This is a genomic window from Niabella ginsenosidivorans (assembly GCF_001654455.1).
GTDB classification, from domain to species: domain Bacteria; phylum Bacteroidota; class Bacteroidia; order Chitinophagales; family Chitinophagaceae; genus Niabella; species Niabella ginsenosidivorans.
Window position 1 is genome coordinate 3,735,007 of the sequence record NZ_CP015772.1, and the last position, 24,302, is coordinate 3,759,308.

At 46.6% G+C, this 24,302-nt stretch carries 14 protein-coding genes; all 14 read right to left on the reverse strand.

From position 1 onward, the window contains the following. Nucleotides 1–365: 365 nt before the first annotated feature. The gene (locus A8C56_RS15690; RefSeq protein WP_067762143.1) at nt 366–1,505 is read right to left on the reverse strand and encodes a glycoside hydrolase family 88/105 protein; all 1,140 of its coding nucleotides are present in this window, start codon (nt 1,503–1,505) and stop codon (nt 366–368) included. A 489-nt stretch (nt 1,506–1,994) separates the two neighbouring features. Next, nucleotides 1,995–3,509, reverse strand: coding sequence for a sialate O-acetylesterase (locus A8C56_RS15700; RefSeq protein WP_067757991.1), 1,515 nt, complete (start codon nt 3,507–3,509; stop codon nt 1,995–1,997). Between the two features lie 10 nt (nt 3,510–3,519). Continuing rightward, a complete protein-coding gene (locus tag A8C56_RS15705) occupies nt 3,520–5,304 on the reverse strand; it encodes an alpha-L-fucosidase (protein ID WP_067757994.1) in 1,785 nt (594 codons plus the stop codon). A 176-nt stretch (nt 5,305–5,480) separates the two neighbouring features. Next, complete coding sequence (locus tag A8C56_RS15710) at nt 5,481–7,451, reverse strand: SGNH/GDSL hydrolase family protein (RefSeq protein WP_245645525.1); 1,971 nt, start codon at nt 7,449–7,451, stop codon at nt 5,481–5,483. 105 nt (nt 7,452–7,556) lie between these two features. After that, nucleotides 7,557–10,103 (reverse strand): glycoside hydrolase family 95 protein, encoded by a 2,547-nt coding sequence (locus A8C56_RS15715; protein ID WP_245645527.1) that lies wholly within the window; start codon nt 10,101–10,103, stop codon nt 7,557–7,559. Nucleotide 10,104: 1 nt separating this feature from the next. Beyond that, nucleotides 10,105–12,159, reverse strand: coding sequence for a DUF5696 domain-containing protein (locus A8C56_RS15720; protein ID WP_157098006.1), 2,055 nt, complete (start codon nt 12,157–12,159; stop codon nt 10,105–10,107). A gap of 31 nt (nt 12,160–12,190) precedes the next feature. Next, on the reverse strand, nt 12,191–13,714 hold the full coding sequence (locus tag A8C56_RS15725) for a RagB/SusD family nutrient uptake outer membrane protein (protein WP_169818789.1): 1,524 nt from the start codon (nt 13,712–13,714) through the stop codon (nt 12,191–12,193). 55 nt (nt 13,715–13,769) lie between these two features. Then, nucleotides 13,770–17,072, reverse strand: coding sequence for a SusC/RagA family TonB-linked outer membrane protein (locus A8C56_RS15730; protein WP_084490240.1), 3,303 nt, complete (start codon nt 17,070–17,072; stop codon nt 13,770–13,772). Between the two features lie 207 nt (nt 17,073–17,279). Beyond that, nucleotides 17,280–18,320, reverse strand: coding sequence for a FecR family protein (locus A8C56_RS15735; protein ID WP_067758003.1), 1,041 nt, complete (start codon nt 18,318–18,320; stop codon nt 17,280–17,282). 76 nt (nt 18,321–18,396) lie between these two features. Then, entirely contained in the window at nt 18,397–18,990 is a 594-nt protein-coding gene (locus tag A8C56_RS15740) for an RNA polymerase sigma-70 factor (protein ID WP_067758005.1), read from the reverse strand. An 85-nt stretch (nt 18,991–19,075) separates the two neighbouring features. After that, nucleotides 19,076–20,500: an alpha-L-fucosidase gene (locus tag A8C56_RS15745; protein ID WP_067758008.1), complete on the reverse strand. Its 1,425-nt coding sequence runs from the start codon at nt 20,498–20,500 to the stop codon at nt 19,076–19,078. A gap of 282 nt (nt 20,501–20,782) precedes the next feature. Next, a complete protein-coding gene (locus tag A8C56_RS15750; protein ID WP_067758011.1) occupies nt 20,783–21,928 on the reverse strand; it encodes a PDDEXK nuclease domain-containing protein in 1,146 nt (381 codons plus the stop codon). Between the two features lie 41 nt (nt 21,929–21,969). Next, nucleotides 21,970–23,340 (reverse strand): polysaccharide lyase 6 family protein, encoded by a 1,371-nt coding sequence (locus A8C56_RS15755; protein WP_067758014.1) that lies wholly within the window; start codon nt 23,338–23,340, stop codon nt 21,970–21,972. Nucleotides 23,341–23,394: 54 nt separating this feature from the next. After that, nucleotides 23,395–24,237: a hypothetical protein gene (locus tag A8C56_RS15760; protein ID WP_179946944.1), complete on the reverse strand. Its 843-nt coding sequence runs from the start codon at nt 24,235–24,237 to the stop codon at nt 23,395–23,397. Nucleotides 24,238–24,302: the final 65 nt, after the last annotated feature.

Sequence of the window (24,302 nt, forward strand, 5' to 3'; positions counted from 1 at the left end):
TGACGATTAAAAAAAATTTGTCATCCGAATGAACTTAAATGCAATGTTTTTATGGTTGCCTCACCACTACATTGCTTATTGAACGGATTTTAATGTATAAAAGGTATTATATCCCGCTGTTCCGGACTTTCGGAACGCAGACTTCCGCCAATGGCGGAAGCGCAGATGGTTGGTTGTCTGCGCTGTTCTGCGATCTTTGCGGGAACAGGGAACGGCACCAACCCTTTCTTTTGATTCTTCGGAGATGTCGGAAATGCCATATTCTAAAATAGATTCATCTGCTTCTGGGAACTTTTTAAATGCTCTGGCTACTTAGCCGCAACACTTTGATTTATCTTTATAAGCCTGGAAAATGGCTTCACCTGCTAACGAAGCAGTGCGGTGGCGCACCAAAGCAGCGGAGCCTGGCCGTGCAGATCACCGGTGATGCGTTTACGATCCAGGTAGTATTGATGATCATTTTTCTTATTGGTGCCTTCGCATACATCTGTAACAGCGCCATCCGCATTGATGTATGTAATTAATGAAAGCCAGGCCCTGCGCGCAGCAGGCCCATATATATTTTTATCCAGCCACCCTTCTTTTACACCGGTGATAAACGCAAAGGCAAACATGCCGGTAGCCGATGTTTCTTTCCAGGAAGCAGGATCATCGATCAACTGCCGCCACATACCATCTGCTGCCTGATACTTTAATAAGGCGGCCATCATTTTTTTATACCCTTCCATTATCCGTGGCCTGTCCGGGTTGTCCTTTGGTAAAGAGCGCAACAGTTCGCTCATTCCGGCAGCCATCCAGCCATTGCCCCTGCCCCAGTAATACGGTACATCCGGTGCATGATAAAAAAGCCCGCTGGGCTGCTGCAGTGAATCCAGGTAAAAGACCATTTCATGAGCCGCCTTATCAATATACCTGCGATTCCCCGTAGCCCTGTATGCCTGCGACTGAACCGCTGTGATCATAAACATATCATCGATCCACAGCCGGGTTTGCCAGCTCAGCCCTTTGTTATAAAAACGATAAGATTCAGCGGTTACCCTTTTGCCCTCCGGCGGACCCCATTGCTTATCCGCAAATAATTTTCCCGGTTTCAGGTAACGGGCATCTCTTGTTTGCAGGTATAATTCCAGCGGCACTGATCCGAATACGGTGTAGTCCACATGATCAGGTACCGGGATCAATGTATCCTGGTCTGCAAACAGGGGCTCAAAACGATCCGCCATTTGCCGGGTCAGCGATCTATTGCCGGTTACCTTAGCAAATGTCAAAACACCATACCAGGTGCAGGTTTCAGGGTAGGTGATTACACGGGGCGGCCCTGGCCGGTTAAAATTGGTATGCGGGGTTTCCACAAAGCGCGCTGCGATCCGGTCACCAATCTCTTTTGGCGATGTACCTTTGGGCCAGTTTTGAAATACATCCATCTTTTGAGACTGTGCAGCAATATTAGTACTGCCCAGCAGCATGATAGCAGGGCTTGTAAGGAAAATGGTTAAGGATTTCATGTATCTGTTTTTATTTTTTTCGTTGATCAAAAAGTTGTGTCCGCCAGTCCCGATTGTATTATTTCATAAGGCTGTCAATGCTAATAAACAATAATGGCAGAATGTCATCCTGAGTTTTCCATTTATAAAAACAAAATTAATGAGGCGATGACAATCATTCTTACGGGTCACCCTGCCCCGAATGTTCGGGGTGTTTCAGGGTCTACTCCTGTTTCAGGGTCCGGGTGAGCGATCAATAGATGCCGAAACAATTCCGAACTATCGGAACGGCATGACAAAAAGAAAGATTGATTTTCAAAACAATAACACATCTGTTATTGGCAACCCGCCCCGCCAGAATGACTTTGTCGGGCTGGCGTGCCGGTCAGACGGGCCTGACGAAGGGTGATTTTATAATCGTGCTTCGACAAGCTCAGCATGACAATCAATATTGGCACCAAAAAAAGTAGGTGTCACCCAGCCTGCCGAAGGGCATGGTTCGACAGGCCTTTATTGTTTATTCATGGTTTCACCGGGCCAGTCGTCTGTCCGGTACGGAGATGCGGGCAATCCGGCCTCATTATACAACAGTGCATGCGGGAAATGCTTCCATCCGTAACGCACAGCCACGGGCTGCTGCACTGCCTCGCTCCATACAACAACCGTATTACCTTCAATCCTTGCATTTGCAGGCACAAATTGCTGATCCTTACCTGCAATCATAAACTCAGCGGCTGCTCCATCTTTCAATATCAATCCCCCATCTGCAAAATGAAACCGGACCCTGATCTTATTTCCCTGCGTTTGCATGCCCTCGTATACCGGGCCCGAATACGGGATCTTTTTCCCGTAATCCTTTGCCAATGCCCATAAAGCCAGCCGGTGGCCTACCACATCTTTAGTACGCGGGTGAATGTTCAGAGAATCGCCTATATCTGTAATCACAGCCATCCCTGTATGGGGAACAGATTTATACGTAAGCAGCTGTGCTTCTCTTATTTCCGGGTTTTGCTTATAATGCGGGGCGATCTGTACAAAATAAAAAGGAAAATCATCCTTCCATTCCTGCCGCCAGCTGTTGATCAGGGCAGGAAATAATTTACGGTACTGGCAGGCACGATCCGCATTCGATTCTCCCTGGTACCAGATCGCTCCTTTAATGGTAAAAGGGATCAAAGGATGGATCATGGCATTGTACAGTTTGGAGGGAGATTTGGAGTTCTTAAGCGGATCAACCGGCTTTACAGGCTTCTTATTTCCGGCAGTGTCCTTTTTCCATTTATCCAGTTGCAGTTCATAATGCTTCAGGTCATCCGGATACGTCTTCATTGCCGTTTTATAACGATCCAGTATGGGCAAAAAATCTTTATCGGACAATAACACTTCCTTCCGAACCCATGATTCAGCGGGCGTTCCGCCCCAGGAGGAATGAATGAGCCCCACCGGAAACCCGGTTGTCTTACGGATCTCCCGGCCGAAATAGTAAGCAACTGCTGAAAAGCCGGCTACCGTTTGTGGGGTGCAGGCATCCCATTGCCCGTTTACATCCGCTAACGGTTCATCTGCCACTTCCTGTTTTACCGTAAACAAACGTAATTCAGGATCACCGGCCTTTGCTATCTCTTCTTCATAATGAAACACCCCCGTACGCCAGGCTTTTTGCTTGCCCAGCGGAAACTCCATATTGGACTGGCCGGAACATAACCATACCTCACCCAGTAAAACATTTTTAACCGTGATTGTATTGCTGCCCTTAAAAAGAATGGAATAAGGGCCACCTGCCGCAATGGTTTGCACACGCACCTGCCAGCGCCCTTCTTTACCGGCTGTAACGCTGACCGGTTGCCGGTTCCAACTGCATTGCACCGTTACTTTTTCACCGGCAGCAGCCCAGCCCCATAAGGCCACCCTGGTATTTTGCTCCAATACCATATTGTCTGCTATCAGCGCCGGTAACTTTATTTCGGCATGCGCATTGCCAAACAACAATAGCGCTGCTACAGGAAGTATCCATTTATTTTTCATGCCTGCTTTTTTATTTTATCGGTTCCGCTATGATCGATTTCAGCTTAAACAATTCTTTGCCTTGCTGATACGGTTTAACGGTAAGATGGTAAATACCCGGAGTCGCAGCAGTAAAAATAGCTACAGGATGTTTTATAAACAATAACGGGGCCTTCCGGTCAAACTCCGAGGTACGCAACGTGCGGAACAGGTAGCTTTTATCATCCACATTTAAAACCCCTTCCTGTTGCGCGCTTTCCTGCGGGCAGGCATATTCCAGTATCAGTTTATAATCGCCGGGATCTGTTATACGCACCATAAAGACTGCACTATCAGCAGGAGCTTGCAGGTCTGTTACACAGGTTGTATGCTTCCAGTCGCCGTAATAATAGCTGTAGGTTAGGGACTGGATCTTTGCATTCCCCGTAACTTCCGCAAACACAGCATCCACTGTATTGTTTTCAAAAGCGGCTGAAACGGTAACAGGTGCCCCTGCATTATATGCAGGAGGCGTGCCCCGGAATTCCACCACCAATACGGTATTGGGGCTGCGCACATTTTTTACCGCAGCCATGTTAATATACAGATCCTCTCCTTTTTTTATAAAAGGCAGCTTTACGGCTCCATCCAGTGCATAAACGTTTGAAACAGCATTTGTAAACCCGGGCACCAGCACTGTATCGTTTAACGGGCGATTGAATACGTGGAGAAATAACTTACCCGGTTTGGCAGTGGTTACTCCCCAGGGCTGCGCAGGAATAAAACCAGCAGTTGACGCATAAATGCCGGCGCCGTTTTTCTTTAACCAGGCACCTGCCCTTTGTAAATACTTTACTGAATACTCAGGAATTTTTCCCGAACCATCCGGGCCTACATTCAACATCAGGTTACCGCCTTTGGAAGCCACATTGGCAAGCAGCTTTATAATTTCATCCGGCGACTTAAAATTCATATCGTGCGCAATATATCCCCAGGAATCATTGTGCGTATAAATGGATTCCCATGCCCCTTCAATAGGTACCGGTGGCACTTCGGAATCTCCAAAATCTTTATAATCCCCCATACCCTGACCTACGCGACTGCTGAACAAACTATTGGGTTGTAATTGCCTTAGCTCCTTTACAAAAGCCGCCGTTTGTTCTTTTGTCATTCCGCCAGGCGTATCAAACCAAACAATACCAAGCGGGCCGTAATTGGTCAACAATTCCTTTAGCTGGGGAATGGCTTTCTGCCGGTAATATGACTGATAATCTTTTTTTGATTCATCGTAATCCCAGGTATTCCTTCCTCCATTGGGCTCATACCAGTCCTGAAACTGCGAATAGTAAAATCCAAAGCGGATGCCTCTTTTACGCATAGCAGCAGACAGCGCTTTCATGGGGTCCTTCTTATACGGCGTGGCATCCATAATATCAAAACCTGTCACCTTTGAATCAAACATAGAGAAGCCTTCATGATGTTTGGCCGTAATGACCATATATTTTACACCGGCATCCTCTGCTAATTGTGCCCATTCTTCCGCATTAAAATTTACCGGGTTAAAATCTGCTGCAATCTTCCGGTAATCTTTAACGGGAATCTTAGCCTGGTTCATGATCCACTCCCCGCTTCCATAATAGTTCTTGCCCTTCCAGGTGCCCGCCAGCTTTGAATATAAGCCCCAGTGAATAAACATACCGAATTTTGCATCTTTAAACCATTGAATATTGGGATGCTCTTTTTTTGATGCGGAGCTATCCCACATTTCCTCCATCCCCTGGGCTTTGACTGTACAAGAGGCTATAATAAGGTATAACGTAAATAAAATATGTTTCATTTTCTGTTTTTTATTTTTTCAATCGTCACCCAAGCGGGGCTGACTAAAAAGACTCCCTTGATTGTCTTATTGAGGCACTCATAAAAGCGTTGCATTTATGCTTATTGTGATGACAATTTTTTTTAGTCGTCATCCCCGGCATTGCCCCGTCCCGTGAGGCACTGACCGGATTTCTTTTATTGATTTACCAGGAAATGAACAATGCGCACTGCGTTTCCTTTTGACTCTTCATTTTTGCCGGGCGCGATTGTGATCTTAAGCCGGTGCGCACCGCTTGTAAGATCATCTGCCAGCAATATATACCAGGGTAAATGAAGCCCCTTGCTCCATTGTGTATATAGATCAACGGTCTTTGTTGCTTTGCCGTCAACCGAATACCGGATGCTTCCCGCGTCAGGCCCGGAAACCACCGCTATTCCTACAGCCGTTCCATTAAAAGGCAACTCCATTGTTGCACCGGGTGTTGAACCCACCAATACCGGCACCTGTACAAAGCCCGGTCTTGTGTGCACACCATCTTCCGGCACCCAGGATGGATCCAAAACAAACCCTTTGCCAACCACTGCCTTATCAGACGAAAGATAGCCGCCTTTTGTATAGCTGTGCGCGTCCAGCATAGCCGGTAAGCAAGCCGGAGTCAATGCCACAGCTCCGCTTTTCCTAAAGGCGCCTGCCAGTAATGTTTGTATCGTATTTGCATACAATGCCTGCCCAAAGGGTGAGGGATGCAGGTTTTTGAAATCATCGTTCCAGGTAAATTCCTTGTTACCGATGCGCCGGTACACTTCTTCTGCAAGATTTATGAACGGCAGATGGTAATAACGGGCCAGTTCTTCATGCAATTTTATCTCTGTCGGTATTTTACCAGCCTGGTAACCGGCCAGCTTAAACTCATCGGCAAAGCCCATTAATACAATATTTACAAATGGATCGGTATTCAATACATGGCGAATAATCCCTTCCAGCGCACGGCGTTGTATAACGGCGGGTGTTCCGTTTACATAATCGTTGACCGCAGCTTCCACAAAGAGCAGATCAATCCGCCCCTGATCCAGTACATCCTGCTGAAGACGGAACACATGTGGCAGGCTACCCAAAGAGGGAATACCGGCATTTATAAATTTAAAGGGCACATCAGGGTAGCGCTCTGACAGGTACCTGCATACCTGGTTACGCCAGCCTTCCATGTTGGTAATGGAGCCACCCAAAAATGCAACTGTTACTGCTTCCTTATTTTGAATGCGATGCAACACATTATCCAGGTTGCCATACCGGTAAATAAAATCATCCGCCGGCAATAACCCTGTAACCGGCACAGAATGATCATAGATAAATGCTGCCTGTTTCTCCGGATGTTCAATCGGGAAATGATGCCCGTTCAGCTCCTGTTTGCCTTTTGTCATTGGAACAACCGTTGCCGGGCCGCCGTTATTGATATAATTACGCACCAGGATAAAGGTATTTTCATCATTGGGCACCAGGCTATCCTGTAGTCCGATCACGTGCAGCACTGGTACTTTAAAGGCCGCCAGCGTTTCCAGGTGATCCTTTGGCTGATCATTGTATTGCAGTGCCTGTTCCTCTGTAAATCCATATACTTTTAGTAATTTTTTCCATTCTTCCGGGGCACCTTTGCCTTTGCCCTTACCTCCCGGCCAGCTTGTAAAATCACAAACAGGAGCTTCTGCATAAATGCAACTCACTTTAGACGGGTTCCTTTTTGCCCATGCATAGGCATACAAACCGCCCCTGCTTACCGCTTCCAGTGCGGGCCTGGAAGAAAAATGTTTTGTGTGCACCAGGTAATCATAAAAATCATCCCATACATTCATCGCCGATGAATGGCCATACCGGTCATTGGCTTTTATATAAGCAATATAAAAACCCCGTTCCAGTAAAATGCTGTCCATTTCAGTATGCCAATCGGGGAAATAGGCTCTCCATACCCAGGGATTCCCGGCAACAGGCTTATGCGGTGCTATATACCAGGCTTCCGCGCCGTTCAATAAGAACGTATACTTTTTAAATTGCTTCCAGGCCGTTTCATTCTGAGCCGTAATTTCCTGAGCCGCACAATAAAAAGCCTTACCTAAAAACAACAACAGGAAAACCCAACAGCTTAATCGTATGACCAGATTTTTTTTCACTTATTACTATTCACGCAAAGCATCAGATCCACTAAAATACCAAATTATGCAGGTATCTTACAGCTCTTATTGGCTATTTATTAAACGTTATATTCTTTCCTTTATTTAAAACAGGTTTGATGGCAACCTGCTTGGCAAAGCGCCTTTTGGAACCAGTACTATCCGGTCTTCTTCCTGTGTGTTCAACGACAACTGTGCTGCTTTTGACCGGAGCCAGCGTTTCCCGTTCTTATAAATATCCAGCCTAGTACCCGGCCACGGATTTCGTACCTTACAAATACCACCGGACTTTGACAACAGTTCTACAAAGGCTACCTTACGGTCTTTTATAGCTGCGGTTGTTAAAAAGTTACCACGACATAACAAGGTAAACTGCGCATCCCACTCTTCCGGCCATGCCGCAAAAACATCAATGACAGGGTCTTTTCCGGGACCCGGAGGCGCGCTCTGGCAAAGGCTTTGCTGTAAAGCATCTGCAACTCTTCCGATACGCTGAATATTGGTTGTATAAAACCCTTCACTCAGATCCATCCTGTTTTCCATTACATGAATCCGCTCATTGCCTTTTAACATATTCGGCAACAGGTATTTTATAGCATCTGCCCGGCCTAATACAGCCGCTGCTGCAGGTATTTTGGACAATATATGGGGAATGGTATTTGCAGGGCTGTGCTCCTTAAAATAAGCATTAAACGTATTATTGGCAATGCGTACCAGTTGCGGGTCACCTCCTTTATTGCACAAATCAAAAAACCAAACCGGCATCGTATTCCCATCCGGCAGCCGTTGTGCGTAACCCCGCACCGGGCTTACTGATTTCCGGGCGCCCACCCAAACTTCCGGTTCCTGCTGCCTGTTGGGATCATCCTTTGAGGAAGGAAGGGGCGAAAGATGCTCCAGGAACTCCTTCCACACCGGCCGCATTGCTGCATCCGTATTTAATAATTCAGCGGCTTTTATAACCACCGGAAAAAGCCCCTTCATAGCCGCTATTTCTTCCACGGGATTTTCAGCATCCCAGATGGATTCATTATCATTCACATGACTGATAGAATACAGACCATCGGTTCCTTTTTTTACATTTGGAAAATTCCTGTAAAACTCCGCCACACCCTTTAGCAGCGGGTAAGCCCTGCTGCGTAACCATTCCAGGTTTTTTGTATACTCATATTGCTGCCAGTACTGGTAGGCTATTTTTGCTCCTCTTGAAAAAATATGATTCACCGGTCCAAAGGGGCCATCGCCACGCTCTACATATTCCCAGCGCCCGTTTTTCCATTCACCTGTGTGCTTCCAGTTCCAGCGCGCCAGAAAGGGCTGTTTGGTAAAAGCATAGTTCATAAATGCAGCGGATCGTAACGCCCAGGGCTTTTTTAACAAATACAGGTCGCGCATTTCCGCAGCAATCGGCTCCGGCAGCGCGGGCACACCATCAAAGCCTACTGTTTCCGGAATATAGGCTCCTTTTGAGCCCCACTGCTGCCGTGCTGCCCGCTCAAATGTGGGCAGCGCATGGGTGTACATGTTAAACATCGGCTCCATTAATTCCAGGTGGTTGGCAGGAAACAATGCCTCGTAATAACAACTTTGATTAGCGCCCCAGAACGCGCCGCCCCACTGGCGCGCATCCCCGCCGGTTGCCCATAGCATGCCATTGAACTTAACCGGGAAGTTGCCTCTTGAGCTGGATGCCATCACATAAAGAAAGTACGTATAATTCTTTTCAATTTCATCTGCCACGCCATCCCTGCTGGTCATATGAACAAAAGATTGTTTCCAGAAACCCGCCCACCACCGGGCGTTTGACTGATAAAGCGCTTCAAAGCCCTTTTGCTGAGCCGCTTCCAGTTGACGGATCGCCTTTGCTGTTACATCTTCGGTAGAGTCAAAGGAAGCCGCACTGGCAATATAAACGGTGGATCCCATTCCGGCGGAATTAATTCTTAAACGCAGGGCTGCATCATTCATGATTTCTGCTGTAGCAGCTTCATCAGATGCGCCCACCACTACTGCGGAGCTACAGTAATAATCGTTTTCTTTAAAGGTTTGTGTTAATACAATATGTTTTCCAATGATCTTCAGCGCTGACAGGGCCGAATGATTTCCCCGCAGCGTTACCGGCATGCGCAACATGCGTAAATTCACCAATAAAGCGCGGTTGGCTGTACGCTCATCCTTTACCTGCACGGCCATAACATCCTGCTCGTTCCAGGCCAGCACTTTTGCGGCTACTGATCTGCCGGAAACGGTGGAAAGAGCATCATAGCAGGAAAGCTGTTGTTTAAAATGATCTTTGATAAATACATCATCTTCAAAATCCAGGTCTACATACCCGGTTCCGCCACAATAATCTGTGTTCCGCTCGTAAAAATTATCGGAATTGGAATTACTGCCAAAAACGTCCACCCTGTTGATCTGCATTTTAATCTGCGAAGGAGTGGTCCAGACCAGGCTGCCCATGCGGCCATTGCCTACAGGCTGCCCCGCTTCACTGCGCGATGCAGGTTGGCTATATACCAGGTCGGCACGGGATATTAACGCCCGGTAATCCGGCATCAGTATTGCTGATCCTGCCGGATCCTGCTGCGGCTGCGCATTAGCTGCACTACAGAGCAGCAGTAAAAGAACAAATAATTTATTTTTCAGCTCCATTTTATTTTATTTCGGGATTGATGATAACGGACTTTTTATTCCAGTCTATCGTTACGGTTGTGCCATCCTCAAAGGTTGTCCGTTCCCGGGTAAAATCCGTATTTAAAAACTCATGGTTGGTCATTTCTGTAAATGCCAGCCGCTTGTTTAGCCGGCTCATCCGTTCAATAAGCGCCAGTGAGGCAGCATCCACCTTTGTATTGCGGCCAAACTGCGGAAGCCCGGCATTCAGCAACCCATAAAGATCATCCGGGTTGTAAGTGGTTAAAAGGGCATCATGATATACCAGGTCCCACAAGGGCACAGTAATGCCGTTACGGGCCCTGAGCGGGGATGAAAAATCAACATAAGGCACTGTCCAGTCGCAGGCCGTTTCAGTACCCACAATACCCAAATGGGCTTTGGCCCATAAATACAGTTTTTTCCGTTCGTTCAATGCGCCTGTCCGGGTCAGCCGGTTCTGCGGATTAAAATCCTCATCCGGCGGCACATAGCCGAAAACATCCAGGTAAGAAGCCTGTGGTTGTATCTGGTGATCAAACAACCACTGGTAGTTTTTTTTCATATGCCCCAGCATCAAACGGCCATTCAGATAACTCATTTTACCACCATCCCAATAATCCATGTAAGGAATAACGCCCTGCTTTGAATCGCCAAAACGCGTACCGGGAAATACTGATGGCGGCCGGTCAGCACTGGCCTCATGAATTGCAAACTGCGTATCAAATGAGGGGGCATCCGTATAATAATCCCGGTATTGATCGTGCAATCCTAAAAGGTATCCCAGCGACCGGAGCGTATCGCTCAACCGGCGCATTCCCTGCCAGCCGCCAGCTTCCGGAGCGGGCGGCAATACATCCGGGTGCTGCCGGTCGTAACCCAGCTTTGGCCATCCTGTTAATACAACCATTAATTTTTTCAGGCCGGCATCTTTCCAGCGGCGAAACTCACGGGCCTTTTCATCAAAGCTTACTACACTGTGCCGGCTATCCGGATCGCGGTTCCAGCGTGCTCCCTCCGGATTGTAATTGGTTAAAATGCCGGAACGCACAATGGGCGTACCAATAAGGGCACCTACTTCAGGTTGTATAGCTACCTTATTTTTGAGCGGCACAAATAACCCGGATTCTATGGCATACTGCCGGTAACGTTTTGCCATTGAAACATAATTTCCCTTGTCAAAAAAACAAAACCGGGCAGTGCGTGGATAACGCAATTTTCCCAGGCTTTCCTGCCACCGCGGCCCGATCACAGTAGGCCCACCGGCAGGATGGTGAAACTGGTATGCCGCATCATCGGGCGTTTCTACAATGACCATCATTGCAGCGGCTCCTTTTTGAAACCCCCACCAGGACATTGACCAGGATTCAATCACATTGCTTTCTACTTCGCTCCTGTCTGTTGATGTAATCGTTCCGTCCTTTTCCGATGTACGGATCGGGTGATAGGCTTTTGGCCAGTTGCGGGGCAATAACACTCCCCTTATATTGCTCAGCAAGGTATAGTCAACCGCTGATGCCTCCAGTGCTGCCGGCCAGTCGATACGCTGCACCCCTTCGCCTTTTTCTTCGGCAGCTGTTGTAAAAACCAGCTCTTCTGATGGGCCTTCCAGCGCCATTGTAAAGAATAACTTTAAACCGGAGCCCTTCCAGCCGCCTGCAGTAAGCTTAATGCCCACGCTGTAACCGGTATTAAAATATTCCGTGTGCTTAACCGTTGCATCAGACAATCGCAGTTTTACTTCTTTCTGATCTTTTTCTATTACCAGGTCACCCGGCTGCGATGGGAATAACTGCCATTGCTCCGGCCCTGCTTTTATGTGTATTAAAAAATCTTTTTCATTAAAACGCACTATTTGTTTTTTTCCGGTAATTGTCCAAACTGACCCGTTCCGGGCAACGGTCACTTCCGGCGCGCCAAAAATGGTATTGGTGTATACGGCAGTCCCTTCCTGCTGCGCCTGCATATAGCAGGGCAGCAACCACCACAGAAGAGAAAGATAAAGGGCGGGTACTTTAAAGCGCCCGGAAAAAGCCCTGAAAAAATGCTTCATCATTAAAAATTCAGTTAAAAAATAAGCCGGCTATTTAGCGGTAATCAGGATTTTGAAAATCAGGCCCCATCATATCTACCTCTGATTGAGGCACCGGCCAGTAATAAAAGCGGTCTTCAAACACGCGGGTCACATTCCCCGGGTCTTTTACCCCGTTCAGCACTTCTTTGCCAATTTTCCATCGTTTGATGTCGTAATAACGCAGTCCTTCAAAAGCCAGCTCCACCCTTCTTTCATTACGTACCATCTCCCGCGTAAGCGGCGCAGTTTTCGGAGGCATGCCAATACCCGGTCGTGCCCGGATATCATTAATGGCCTTTAATGCAGCCGGATCGCTGGTTGTGCCACCGCCCAGCTCTACCATCGCTTCTGCATACATCAGCAATACATCAGCGTAGCGAAGCTTTACAAGGGCCTGGGAGCTGCCGGAAGGGCCACCGGAACCATCATTTACCGTAAGGTTGATGTATTTCCGCATACCTAGATTATTAACAGAAGGAGATTCTGCCTTGAATTTTGCCTCGTTGTTAAACCCTATCGTTGGATTATACGCCCAGGGATCGCCCGGGGTAAAGATGGTCAGCTTCAGGCGGGGGTCTCTGTTCCTGTAAAAATCATTCCGCATCCTGTTATTGGGGTCATAGAACGATGGAACGACCGGCGCCACCGGTTTGGAGCCGTCCAGCATTTCATAACTGTCTACCAGCTGGTGCAAAGGCACCATGGAAAACCGGGAACCATATAAAAGATCCAGGTTGTGAACAATCGTCGGGCTGCTGGCTTTTATTGAAAATAATATTTCGGGGTTATTATCCTGTTCTCCCCAGAAAATACCCTGGTAGCTGTTCGCCAGTGAGCTCTTTCCTTCTGTGATTACTGTTTTTGCCGCATCAGCAGCCTCCTGCCATAATTCATTATACAGGCAGATACGCGCCTTTAATGCCAATGCCGAGGCCCTTACCGGATGCCCGGTGCTATAGGCGGTATTCGGAAGCCCGGCCGCTGCGGTATCAAGGTCTGCCAGGATCTGTTTTGCAATAGCCGCCCGCGGTGTTTTTTGTATTTTAAAAACGTCCGGCCCAAAGCCAAGCTGTTCGGTCACAAAGGGAACATCGCCATACAGCATCGTTAATTCATTATAAAAGAATGAACGGAGAAAATAGACCTCCCCCTTCATGCGTGCCTGATCGGCTTCAGTAAGATCAGGCACCCGGTACAGGTTTCCTAAAAACCAGTTACAGGCAGCAATGCCTTTATAGGCATCTGTCCAAACACGGGACTGAATACCGCCAGATGTGGGTGTAAGCACGCCCCGTGAAATATCCGTATAGCTATCCAGTGTGGAATTGCAATAGGCATTATCAGAAAGACCTTCCATTTGCAGGGATGAGAATGAGCTGGCGTCTATGGCAAAGGCAGGAGTTCTCAATGTACTGTAACAGCCGGCAATTGCCAGTTCTGCATCGTTTTTGGAAGTCCAGAAAACTTCATTGGTAATTTTATCGGTAGGTTGTTTGTTGAGAAATTCATCCTTATTGCAACTACAGTAAGCAAACAACAGACAGCAGATTATAAATCGAATGCAACTATTTTTTATAAACATAAAACTTCATTTAAAAGGTGGCCTTTATTCCAAATGTATATACGCTTGCCTGCGGATAAATGGCAAAGCGCCCGCTTGTATTATCAGTAATTACCCGTTCCGGGTCTCCGATAAATCTGGAAAAGGTTAAAACATTATCACCGGAAAAATAAACCCTTAAATTCTGAACTTTTATCTTTTTCAGCAGCCCCGTATTAAAGTTATAGCCCAGCGCCACGTTCTTCAGTCTTAAGTAGGAAGCATCCTGCAGCCAGAAAGAGGAAGCCGCCGTAACAGGCAAATACTGGTCTACATACATACCCGGCAGCTGGTTGGTGGGGTGCTCCGGCGTCCAGCGATCACGCCAGAAAGTGGGCGGGGGCGACCATTGGCGGAACGCGCCATAGCCCCATTGATCCGTATATACTTTAATACCCTCTACGCCCTGGAAAAATACGGTAAGATCAAATCCTTTATACGCAAGCCCTATATTAAACCCATAATTAAATTCAGGATACTGACCAGGTATGACCACACGGTCATACGCATCCACTTTTCCATCGGGTGTGCCATCCGGGCCGCTTACATCTGCATAGATCAGGTCACCGGGTTTGGGCGTGTACTGCTGCTTTGGTGAAGCATCGATCTGCTCCTGGTTTTGAAAAACGCCAATCCACTGCCACATATACCAGGAGTTCCAGGGCAACCCTTCCCTTCTTAATTTATTATTCTGTATCTCTTCCGCACCCAGTTTGGTCACCTTATTTTTATAGGTGTAATAATTACCGCCAACGGAAAGCTCCACTTCTCCAAATTTCTGGCGGTAGGTCAAACTAAACTCTGACCCCTTGTTTTGCATACTGCCCGAATTAATGGTAGGAGCCGTCATACCCACAAAAGCCGGTACCTGCGCCGCACGCAGGATGTCGCTCGTATTCTTTATAAAATAATCATAGGTACCTGAAAGCCTGTTATTGAATAATGAAAAATCAAGACCAATGCCTGCAGCAGTTGTGGTTTCCCAGGAAATATCTGCATCGGCCAATGCCCTGCTCACCACTCCTGTTGTTACTTTATCGTAAACATAGGTGCCATAATCCAGCAGGTTCTGATAAGGATAGTTCCCAATGTTCTGGTTTCCTAACCGGCCCCAGGAACCCCGCAATTTTAAATCACTGATCCAGCTGATGCCTTTCATAAACTGCTCCTGTGAAATACGCCAGCCTGCGGAAACAGAAGGGAACAGCCCCCAGCGCCGGCCGGTACGGAACCGGGAGGAGCCATCATCCCTGATGCTGAGCTCTAATAAATAGCGGTTATCATAGGCATAATTCACACGGCCAAAAAACGATTGTAACGCCCATTCATAATCGTAACCATTTGTCGTTTGAGCATCAGTGCCCCCGGCATTCAGGGATAATAATTTATCTGATGGAAAATCTCTTCTAAAACCGGCCAGCTGCTCATACCGGAAATTTTCCTGACTGTATCCTCCAAGCAAAGTCAGGTGATGAACGCCGTTAAATACCCGGTCATAGTTGAGCGTGGAATAAAAGGTGTAATGCACATCTTCTTCCTGCGTTTTTGTTAAGGTAATATAGGTACCCAGGTAATTTTGTTGCGGGTTATATACCCCATTGGCATCGGGCTGGAACAGGTAGGTTGGCAGGGGAATGTTCTGGCGGGTCTGCTTATCCGTATTATAGGTTACACCGCCTTTTACCTGGGCTTTTAGCCCTTTGGCAATATTTACATCCACATAGCTGATCGCAGATATGCCGTATGCCTTATTATAGTCCTTACTGGTTTGCATTACCGCATAAGCGTTCTGGTTGGTTGTTTCAAAATCATATGCTTTACTGGTTACGTGCCCGCTGCCATCCGGCAAATAAGGGCTCCATAAAGGATGCTGTGCATAAATGCTCAGGATCAGGTTTTCCGAATTACTATAGGGGTCCATCCGGTCGCCCTGCATAAAACTCAGGTTGCTTCCGAAGGTTACCACGCGGCTCATCTGCGTTCTAAAATTGAAAAGGGCGTTATATTTCTTATAGCCCGTTTTTATAAGAATACCATCCTGGTTTAAATAGCCTAATCCGAAGTTGTATGTGGTTTTTCCTTCTCCCCCGTTTACACTGAGAAAGTGTTGCTGCATGGGAGCATTTTTAAACATCAGCTTTGTCCAGTCTGTATTCGGGTATTGCGGTGAGCCGTTTCCATTCCGGTAAGCATCGATCTGTTCCTGTGAATACAGCTTACTGGTATTTTGCCCCGTACGGTTGATCCCTTCATTGCTCAGCTCCATAAACTCTACGGAGTTCCAGATCAATTTTGGCACGCCTAACGGTTTCTGAATACCCCAGTTGTACGAATAATCAACATTCAGCCGGCCCTTTGAACCCGCCTTAGTCGTTATCAATATTACCCCGTTAGCCGCCTGAACGCCGTATATAGCCGCTGAAGCCGCATCTTTCAATACGGAGATATTCTCAATCATATTGGGATTGATATTTGTGAGCGATCCCTGTATGCCATCGATCAGCACCAGCGGGTTATTGCCGGCCTCGCTAAAAGTTCCCACACCATGAATCTGTATAGAAGCATTCTCCATACCCGGCTGTGCCGAATTCTGCACCACCTGAAGCCCCGGCACCTTGCCCTGCAACAGCAGGGCCGTATTAGCGGCCGGTCTTTTCACCAGTTCCGGCCCTGCAATAGTAGACACGGCCCCTGTAAGATTTACCTTTTTCTGTGTGCCATATCCCACTACAACCACTTCATCCATCTTTTTATCTGAGCGTTCCAGCACAATATCTGAAGCAAGCCCTTTTACAGCTACCTCCCTGGTCACATACCCAACGCTGGAAAAAACCAGCACAGCTTCTTCATCTTTTACCCGGATGGTAAAATTGCCGCTATTATCAGATACGGTACCATTGGTGGTGCCCTTCTCTACAATATTGACCCCAGCTATAGCGGCACCCAGATCGTCTGTGATATGCCCTTTAACGGAAATGCTGGCCGTGCCCGGATTGGTGCCAATGATCACAATCAGATTGTCCGGCATCATTTTATAGGAATACCCGGTTTGATCCAGTAATTGCTGCATCACATAACCGATGGATGCGTCCCGGGCCAGGATATCAATTTTCCGGCTGCTCAGGGCAACACTATCGCTGTATACAAACCGGTAGGAATACCGGCCCTCAATTTCCTCTAATATGGAAAGGAGCGATGTATTATTACGGCTTAAATTTATTTTCTCCTGTGAATAAGTATTGATGGCTATTGCCTGGCTGCTGCTGAACAGGATAATAAAAACGATAAGTTTCATTACCAGTATACATTTGATGAATAATTGCAGCCCATTACATATGGCGGGGCAATCCTTAATTTTCATACATTTGTAATAATTAAAGTGATGGTATAATTGCCGTTGGAGACAATGATGACTGTCCTTTTTAACAGGCGGAAAATGTTGCGAGCATTTTTCGCCTTTTTCTTTTATCCTTTTTAGCCGCTCATTTTTTATAGTTTTGATTTATTGAAATAATTGCACTTTGCCGCCTTCAATTTTATAGTTGATGCCGGCGGCCAGTTTAAACGTTTCCAGTATGGCTTCCAGGCTTTCCTGCCTGAAGCTTCCGCTCAACCTGCGATCCAGTAATGCCGAATCCCTGATGATCACTTCGCTGTTATAACAACGCTCAAGCTCCCGGGCAATATCCCTTAATTTCATCTGTTTAAAGATCAGCCTGTTTTTTATCCATGCTGTTTCGGGCAAGGCATCCTGCGTGGAATCCTGTATAATTTTTATAACCGCTATTTCAGGAGCCCCTTCTTCAGCTCCGGATGACTGAGGGTACTGCTCATTTTTGACCAGGAGCTTTTCCATTGGCTTTAACCGTATCTTTTCACCGGTTCCCTTTTTCAGGAACACATCCACAATCCCGGTCAGCAACGTAGTTTCCGAAATTCCCTCACCGGGATAGGAGCGCACATTAAACGAGGTACCTACTGCCCTTACATCCGCGGTTGCGGTATGTACTATAAAAGGATGTTGTTTGTCTTTAGCCACCTCAAAATAAGCTTCACCGGTAAGGAATACGGATCGGGTCTTTTCTCCAAAAGAATGATCATAAGTAAGCCGGGTAGCGGCATTGATCCATACGCGGCTTCCATCCGGCAGGGTAATGGTGGTTTTAGACCCTTTTTCAGTAGCTATTTCATTTAAAGAACTGCTTTCCTTTGTTCTGCCTGCTGAATACCAAATGCCCAACACACCCATCCCCAGTAATAATAAAACAGCGGCAGCCACCAACAGGCGCTTTAACACGTGCACCCGTTTCTTAACAGGCGCAGCAAAGATCCTTTCGTTCAGCCGCTTCAGCGCATCATTTACCTCCCGGTGATCCTGTTTATTAAAAAGCGGCTGATCTTCTGACAAAGACTGCAATCTTTTTAATATGGAAGCATACAGCGGCGTATCAGCAACGGCATCATTGAGCTCCTTTAATTCCAGAAGTGATATTTCTCCACCTTCTTTCTTTCTTACCAATTCAATAAACCGTGACTTTTCCATAAAGCATGCGCTTAACAGTAAAGAGTACCCAATAACCGGGAACCCTTAGTCTGTTTCCATTTTTTTTGAAAAATTTTTATTTTACTTTTTTGCGTGCCCGATATGGCTCCGCGTGCTCCGGCATCAACTGCTCCAGGAAGTCTATAATCCTGCTATAAGCAAGCGTCATATGCGCTTCTACCGTTTTTACGGATATTTCCAGCAACTGTGCCACATCCTTATACTTTAAGCCGTCCTCTTTTACCAAACGGAAAACAAGGCGGCATTTGTAAGGGAGCTCATTAATGACAGATTGTAGCTGTTGCAACTGTTCCCGGGCAATAAAAGAAAGCTCGGGGTTTGTTGCATCAAGGGTAATCCGCTCCAGGTCTTCATTTGCAACGGGCGCTGTTCTATTTCTTTTATTGACATACCGGATGGCATTATTTTTTATGGAGCTGTACAGGTAATGGCCGATGTTACCTACGGCGCTAAGGCTGCGCCGGTTGTTCCAGATAGAGAAAAAGAGATCCTGTACCAGATCCCCCGCGGCTTCCCGGTCGCCCACAATCGTTGTTACATAGGCCAGAAGACCCGGAGAAAAATACCGGTATAGCTGTTCAAACGATTCATGATGATCCCGTTCCGCCATATTGATCACCCACTCACTGATCTTTGTTTTCATATTCATGGCACTATGAATTACGGATCATTGTTTGTTTTTAATGCAGGGGGCGTCTTCCTGTGGTGGTCATTCCTGCTTTTAGAATATACTATTAATCGAGCGCCCCGGTTTTCATTTTCCCGGAACCTTTTATATTCACATTCCTTACTTTTCCTTTTACCTGCAACTGAATGAATGTAGCGATTTTGTCCGGTGCATCCTTAGGCAGGTCAATAATGATATTTCCTCCCTGGTTTACGGCTTTTAATGGCTGGGCGGTTGCGATGAGCCGGGCATCAACAACTTTATTCGCAAGCGCCGGCACCACCAGCTTTCCATTTGCAGGCCAGTCAAACACAAACAGGTTCAGCAGGGTGTTATTGCCCGCTTCCTTCATGGTGCAGCGCCCCCAGGAAAGATCCTGCAGGGGGCTGGCTTTGGTAGCATAAATACCGGCGCTGTTCACTTTCATCCATGCGCCTATTTCTCTTAACCGGTCAATACTTTCCTGTGGCACAGAACCATCTTCTTTTGGCCCGATGTTCAACAAATAATTACCGCCTTTGGAGGCAATATCCACCAGGTTATGGATCAGGGTTTCGGCAGACTTCCAGTTATGATCCCAGCTTTTATAGCCCCAACTGCTGTTCATGGTCATACAGGTTTCCCAGTCGGTGCCATCCAGTTCCGCCTGTGTGGGTACTTTCTGCTCCGGTGTTTTGGTATCTCCCGGAAAATTGGGGCGCTTCAGCCGGTCGTTGGTAATAATATCGGGCTGCAGCTTCAGTACGTCTTTCAGTTTTTGTGCGGCTGCATCGGTCATATTCGTAGGGGTATCCCACCACAATACCGCTATATCGCCATAATTGCTCAGCAGCTCCTTTACCTGTGGCACAGACACTTCGTCAATATACTGATCAAAGGTCTTTGTTTCCTGCGCCGGGTCCCAATGGCCGTTATGCGCTTTGGTATAGGCGTCTATTTTTGCAGAATCAGGATTCGGCCACCCTTCCCGCATTTCCTTACGCGCTGCGGCGCCACCGGGGTTGTTCCAGTCCTGGGCCTGCGAGTAATAGAAACCCAGCTTCATACCGTACTTTCTGCAGGCATCTGCCAGGGGCTTTATCAGGTCTTTTCCATAAGCGGTAGCATCCACCACGTTCCATTTGCTGGCGCCGGATTTAAACAATGCAAAACCATCATGGTGCTTGGAGGTAATGATAATATATTTCATACCAGCCTCTTTCGCCATCTTCACCCATGCATCAGGATCGTAGTTTACCGGGTTGAATGTTTTTGCACGCTCCTGGTATTCTGCAACCGGTATTTTACAGCGGTTCATGATCCATTCTGCTCCTCCCCTGGCTTGCTGGTGCCCATGATATACACCGGCCCATTGCGCGTATACCCCCCAGTGAATAAACATTCCAAAACGGGCTGCCCGCCACCATTGCATGCGGGCATCTTTATCAGGAGCCTGGCCTTTTACAATACCTGCCAGCAGGCACAACAGGGCAAACGTAAAAATTCTTTTCATTAGTTCTTTAGAGTTTTTATTGAATATTATTTGTTTTTATTTTTATGTTACCAGCTGCGGTTGCCCTGCTCATCACTTCTTGTGTCACTCACTTCAGCTTCCGGTAATTCTATTCGTCAGATACACAACAACACCGGCTGCTTTATCAGATCATTTGTTATTATAGAACGCACCTACGGCGCTCAAAAATTATTCATCCCGGGTGCTACCCTTATTCTGCCCCTGCTGGGGCGTTGGTATATGGAGCATTTTCATCGCGTATCGATGTGAAATGCTTATACTTTACTCATTATTCTGTTCAAATTTTTTCAATTCATATTCTATTTCTTCTGCGCTTGGCAGGGCTCGCTGTATTTCTTCTGCCAGTTCAGTATAACGGTATGAGCTTACACCAATGGGTTTATTTATGTCTTTTAATGCAAATTCCACATCATAATTATCTTTGTTCTTACATAATAAAATGCCAATCGTGGGATTGTCTGCAGCATCCTTTATCAATTCATTGATAGCAGAAATGTAATAATTGAGCTTACCGATAAATTCGGGTTCAAATCCTTTTGTTTTCAGCTCAATGATAATGTAACATTTTAACCTGGTGTGATAAAAAAGCAGGTCGGTACGATATTCCTTCTTGCCGATTTTGAGCAGGTATTGCCTTCCCATATACGCAAAACCTTTTCCAAGCTCAAGCAAAAAGCGGGAGATGTGATCCACCAGGCTTTTTTCCAGGTCGGCTTCACGTACTTTTTCAGAAAGCTGTAAAAACTCAAAATTATACGGGTCTTTCAGCAATTCGTTGGCAAGGTCGCCCTGTGCCTGGGGTAAGGTTGTTGTAAAATTAGAAACAGCTTTGCCCTGCCGCTGATACAGGTTTATCTCCATCTGGTATTCAAGCACCGACCTGCTCCAGTTATTTTCTATGGTTTTGTTAACGTAAAACAGGGCTTCAGATACGTTTTTTATCTTTTGAATAATTAGTATGTGATGTCCCCAGGGAATAAGTGCTAATTGCGAAACAAGTTGCTGCGCTATTGCATCTTCAGGTTTTTCAAATGATCCAACAGCTTGTTGGACAATTACACTTTCATTCTTCTTAAATATTCCAACAACCTGTTGGAATACTTTAGTCTGTTGAAAATCAACATCTTTATAAAACAGATAGAAATTTCTGATATTGAATAAATTTGTTTTTGACCATCCACCCATATCAGGAAATTCTGCCTGTAAATCTTTGCTTAACTGGCTAATGAAACCGCTCCCCCAGTTTGATCTTTCCTGTTTTTCAACAATTTGCCTGCCCAAATCCCAATAGAGCAAAATGAGCTGGCTGTTTACTACCAAAACTGCTTTTATACGGCTGTTTTTTATCTGTTGTTTCAGATCCTTAAGCCAGTTTCCGTATCCTGAAAGTTGTATTTTGTCTTCCATCTTTCAATATAGATAAAAATCCTCAAAACAGTTTGAGGAAACTATTTTACCAAAGCGCCTGCTTCATCTGCTGTCAGTGCATGTGCCAGCACTTTTTCATTACTGTACTGATCGGCTCCGATATCCCATTTACCGCTCCGGGCCTGCCCGTCCATATCTACTGTTACCACAGCATAAGCAGCCGTTCCGGCACCTATGGCAGGGCTTCCTTTATCCAAACGGCTGATGCCTTTTGCATCTCTGATCAACTTTGGGTCCTGTTCAATAAAACCCGATGCCGGCATGTCTCCACCCTTTGCATCCGCAACGATATTATTTTTCCAGACCGGGTTGCTATAAGGGCCCGAAATATGCGCAGCAACACCGCCGCCCTGTATAATATTGCCGGCTATTATTACAGCAGTGGCACCGATGCCGTTTTTCCGGGATGTCTGCTCTATATTCTTTTTGTTGTTCACCAGGGTATTAAACGCAATCAGCACACGGTCCGGCCGGTCGTGCGCTATCAATGGTGCGCCATCAGCCACCTCGCCGTCTCCGTTACCAATCACAATGGCCGGGTTACAGTTCTCAAAATAATTACTAAAGACAACATGATCATCTCCAAAAATGCGAAGCCCGGGTGTATTGAAAAAACAGTTACCATATACTGCGCATTTATTTCCATGCCGCAACGTAAACTGTGCCGGGCAGTCGCGGATGGTGTTGTAGCGCAGCACAACACCGGAAGCCTTTACAGAGATCAGTTCCGTTTCCCCGGCGCATTTTTCAAAAAGATTATACTCTACAATACTGTTGCTTGCAGAAAGGCTGAAACCGCTGAGGCCAAACTGCAATGTCTCGGCGCCGTTTGCGCCACCCTGATCCGGAAAATTATAGAAATAATTGTGATGGATATGCAGGCGCTCAGCAATCTGGCTCCCTTCTCCCCTTATAGCCAGCATACGCCCCATATTGTTTTTATTTTGAAATGTATTATAGTCGATTTCATGATCATTCCCCGCAATGGTAAGATACTCCCCATTACCCGGCGTTTCAAAAATGTTATGTGTCCAGCGGCAGAAACGGGTTCCTGCGGCAGAACGTGCATGAGAAGCAGCGTGGGTAAACCGGAAGCCTTTGATCACTACATACGCAGCAGTACCAACCAGGTTAAAGCCACCCTTGCCAGTAATAACGGCATCACCCACTGTTTCCGACCGGATCATGACAGGATGCTCTCTGGTGCCTGAGCAGCCGATCTTTATATCCTCATTAGCAGTATAGGTTCCATTCTTTACAATAATGACCGCGCCCGGCCGTGCTTTATTAATGGCCTTTTGCAGTGCTTCCACCGAAGAAACCGTGACCGGCATTGCCGTCAAAGCGGCAGCAAAATGGACGAATAAAACGGTAAAAAAGTAGTTGATCATCTATTCCTGTTATGCATTTTAACCAGATCCACAGTTCCCGTTTGCAAAAAATGTTTAATCATGCGCCACACCGGGATTGGGATTGCTGTTCTTTTCATATATTTTAAAATCTGCAAGCCACAAAGACTCGTTTTTGAGCAGCGGACTTTGGCCTGCCGGGGTTTGATCAAGCTTTCCGCCGGCCAGGCTCCTGTAAATGCCATATTTGTTGCGGATATAAGAGCTGCCAATACGCCACATATCAATATTATTGTCTTTAAAATTGACCAATACTTTGTCATCACGTACGCGGGTAATCTTACAGGAATAGTAGCCATTATGCGTATAATGAATTTCTTCCTGAACCTGCACCCATTCATCTTCAAAATCAGCCAGCGGAATATTGTCCACTATAGTTCCTTTTCCTGTATTGGCTCCGTCTACTGTATGAATGATCTGTATTCTTTTATTACTTCCATTACTGTTGGCGCGCGGTGTAATGGTAATAACCGGGCTTCCGTTATCAGGGCCATCCTGGGCCTTTAATTGATGAATATGACAAAAACTGCCGGTGGGCTGAAAGCCTTTGGGCAACTTAAACTTCCATTCCAAACGTTGCCACTCATCCCAGTTGCCCTGTATCTTGGCCCATTCGGTATTATTGGTAGCCGATTTCATTTCATTGCGCTGGCGGTCTACCGTTTTTGTATTACAGCGGTCGCCATCAATCACCGGGCTATTTATTTCACTATTCTTTTTGCCTGCCAGGGCTGCATCCGCGGGCATAGCAGTTGTAAGGGTATAGCCATCGGAAACGGGTTCGGGAGGCCCCTGCTCAAACAACTTATTACTTTTGCAGGATAAAAAAAGCAGCACCGGCGCCAGGGTTGCTGAAATAATATTTTTGAGCTCTTTCATCTGTTTGTTTCTTATTGTTTTTGCAGCACCCCTTAACACTCCGGAAGGAACCTGCCAGTACATTG

What these genes read in the sequence shown, in the direction of transcription:
- A8C56_RS15750 (WP_067758011.1), bottom strand. Translation starts at nt 21,928, where the DNA reads ATGGAAGACAAAATACAACTTTCAGGATACGGAAACTGGCTTAAGGAT.
- A8C56_RS15690 (WP_067762143.1), bottom strand. Translation starts at nt 1,505, where the DNA reads ATGAAATCCTTAACCATTTTCCTTACAAGCCCTGCTATCATGCTGCTG.
- A8C56_RS15755 (WP_067758014.1), bottom strand. Translation starts at nt 23,340, where the DNA reads ATGATCAACTACTTTTTTACCGTTTTATTCGTCCATTTTGCTGCCGCT.
- A8C56_RS15740 (WP_067758005.1), bottom strand. Translation starts at nt 18,990, where the DNA reads ATGAATATGAAAACAAAGATCAGTGAGTGGGTGATCAATATGGCGGAA.
- A8C56_RS15700 (WP_067757991.1), bottom strand. Translation starts at nt 3,509, where the DNA reads ATGAAAAATAAATGGATACTTCCTGTAGCAGCGCTATTGTTGTTTGGC.
- A8C56_RS15730 (WP_084490240.1), bottom strand. Translation starts at nt 17,072, where the DNA reads ATGAAACTTATCGTTTTTATTATCCTGTTCAGCAGCAGCCAGGCAATA.
- A8C56_RS15745 (WP_067758008.1), bottom strand. Translation starts at nt 20,500, where the DNA reads ATGAAAAGAATTTTTACGTTTGCCCTGTTGTGCCTGCTGGCAGGTATT.
- A8C56_RS15715 (WP_245645527.1), bottom strand. Translation starts at nt 10,103, where the DNA reads ATGGAGCTGAAAAATAAATTATTTGTTCTTTTACTGCTGCTCTGTAGT.
- A8C56_RS15720 (WP_157098006.1), bottom strand. Translation starts at nt 12,159, where the DNA reads ATGATGAAGCATTTTTTCAGGGCTTTTTCCGGGCGCTTTAAAGTACCC.
- A8C56_RS15760 (WP_179946944.1), bottom strand. Translation starts at nt 24,237, where the DNA reads ATGAAAGAGCTCAAAAATATTATTTCAGCAACCCTGGCGCCGGTGCTG.
- A8C56_RS15705 (WP_067757994.1), bottom strand. Translation starts at nt 5,304, where the DNA reads ATGAAACATATTTTATTTACGTTATACCTTATTATAGCCTCTTGTACA.
- A8C56_RS15735 (WP_067758003.1), bottom strand. Translation starts at nt 18,320, where the DNA reads ATGGAAAAGTCACGGTTTATTGAATTGGTAAGAAAGAAAGAAGGTGGA.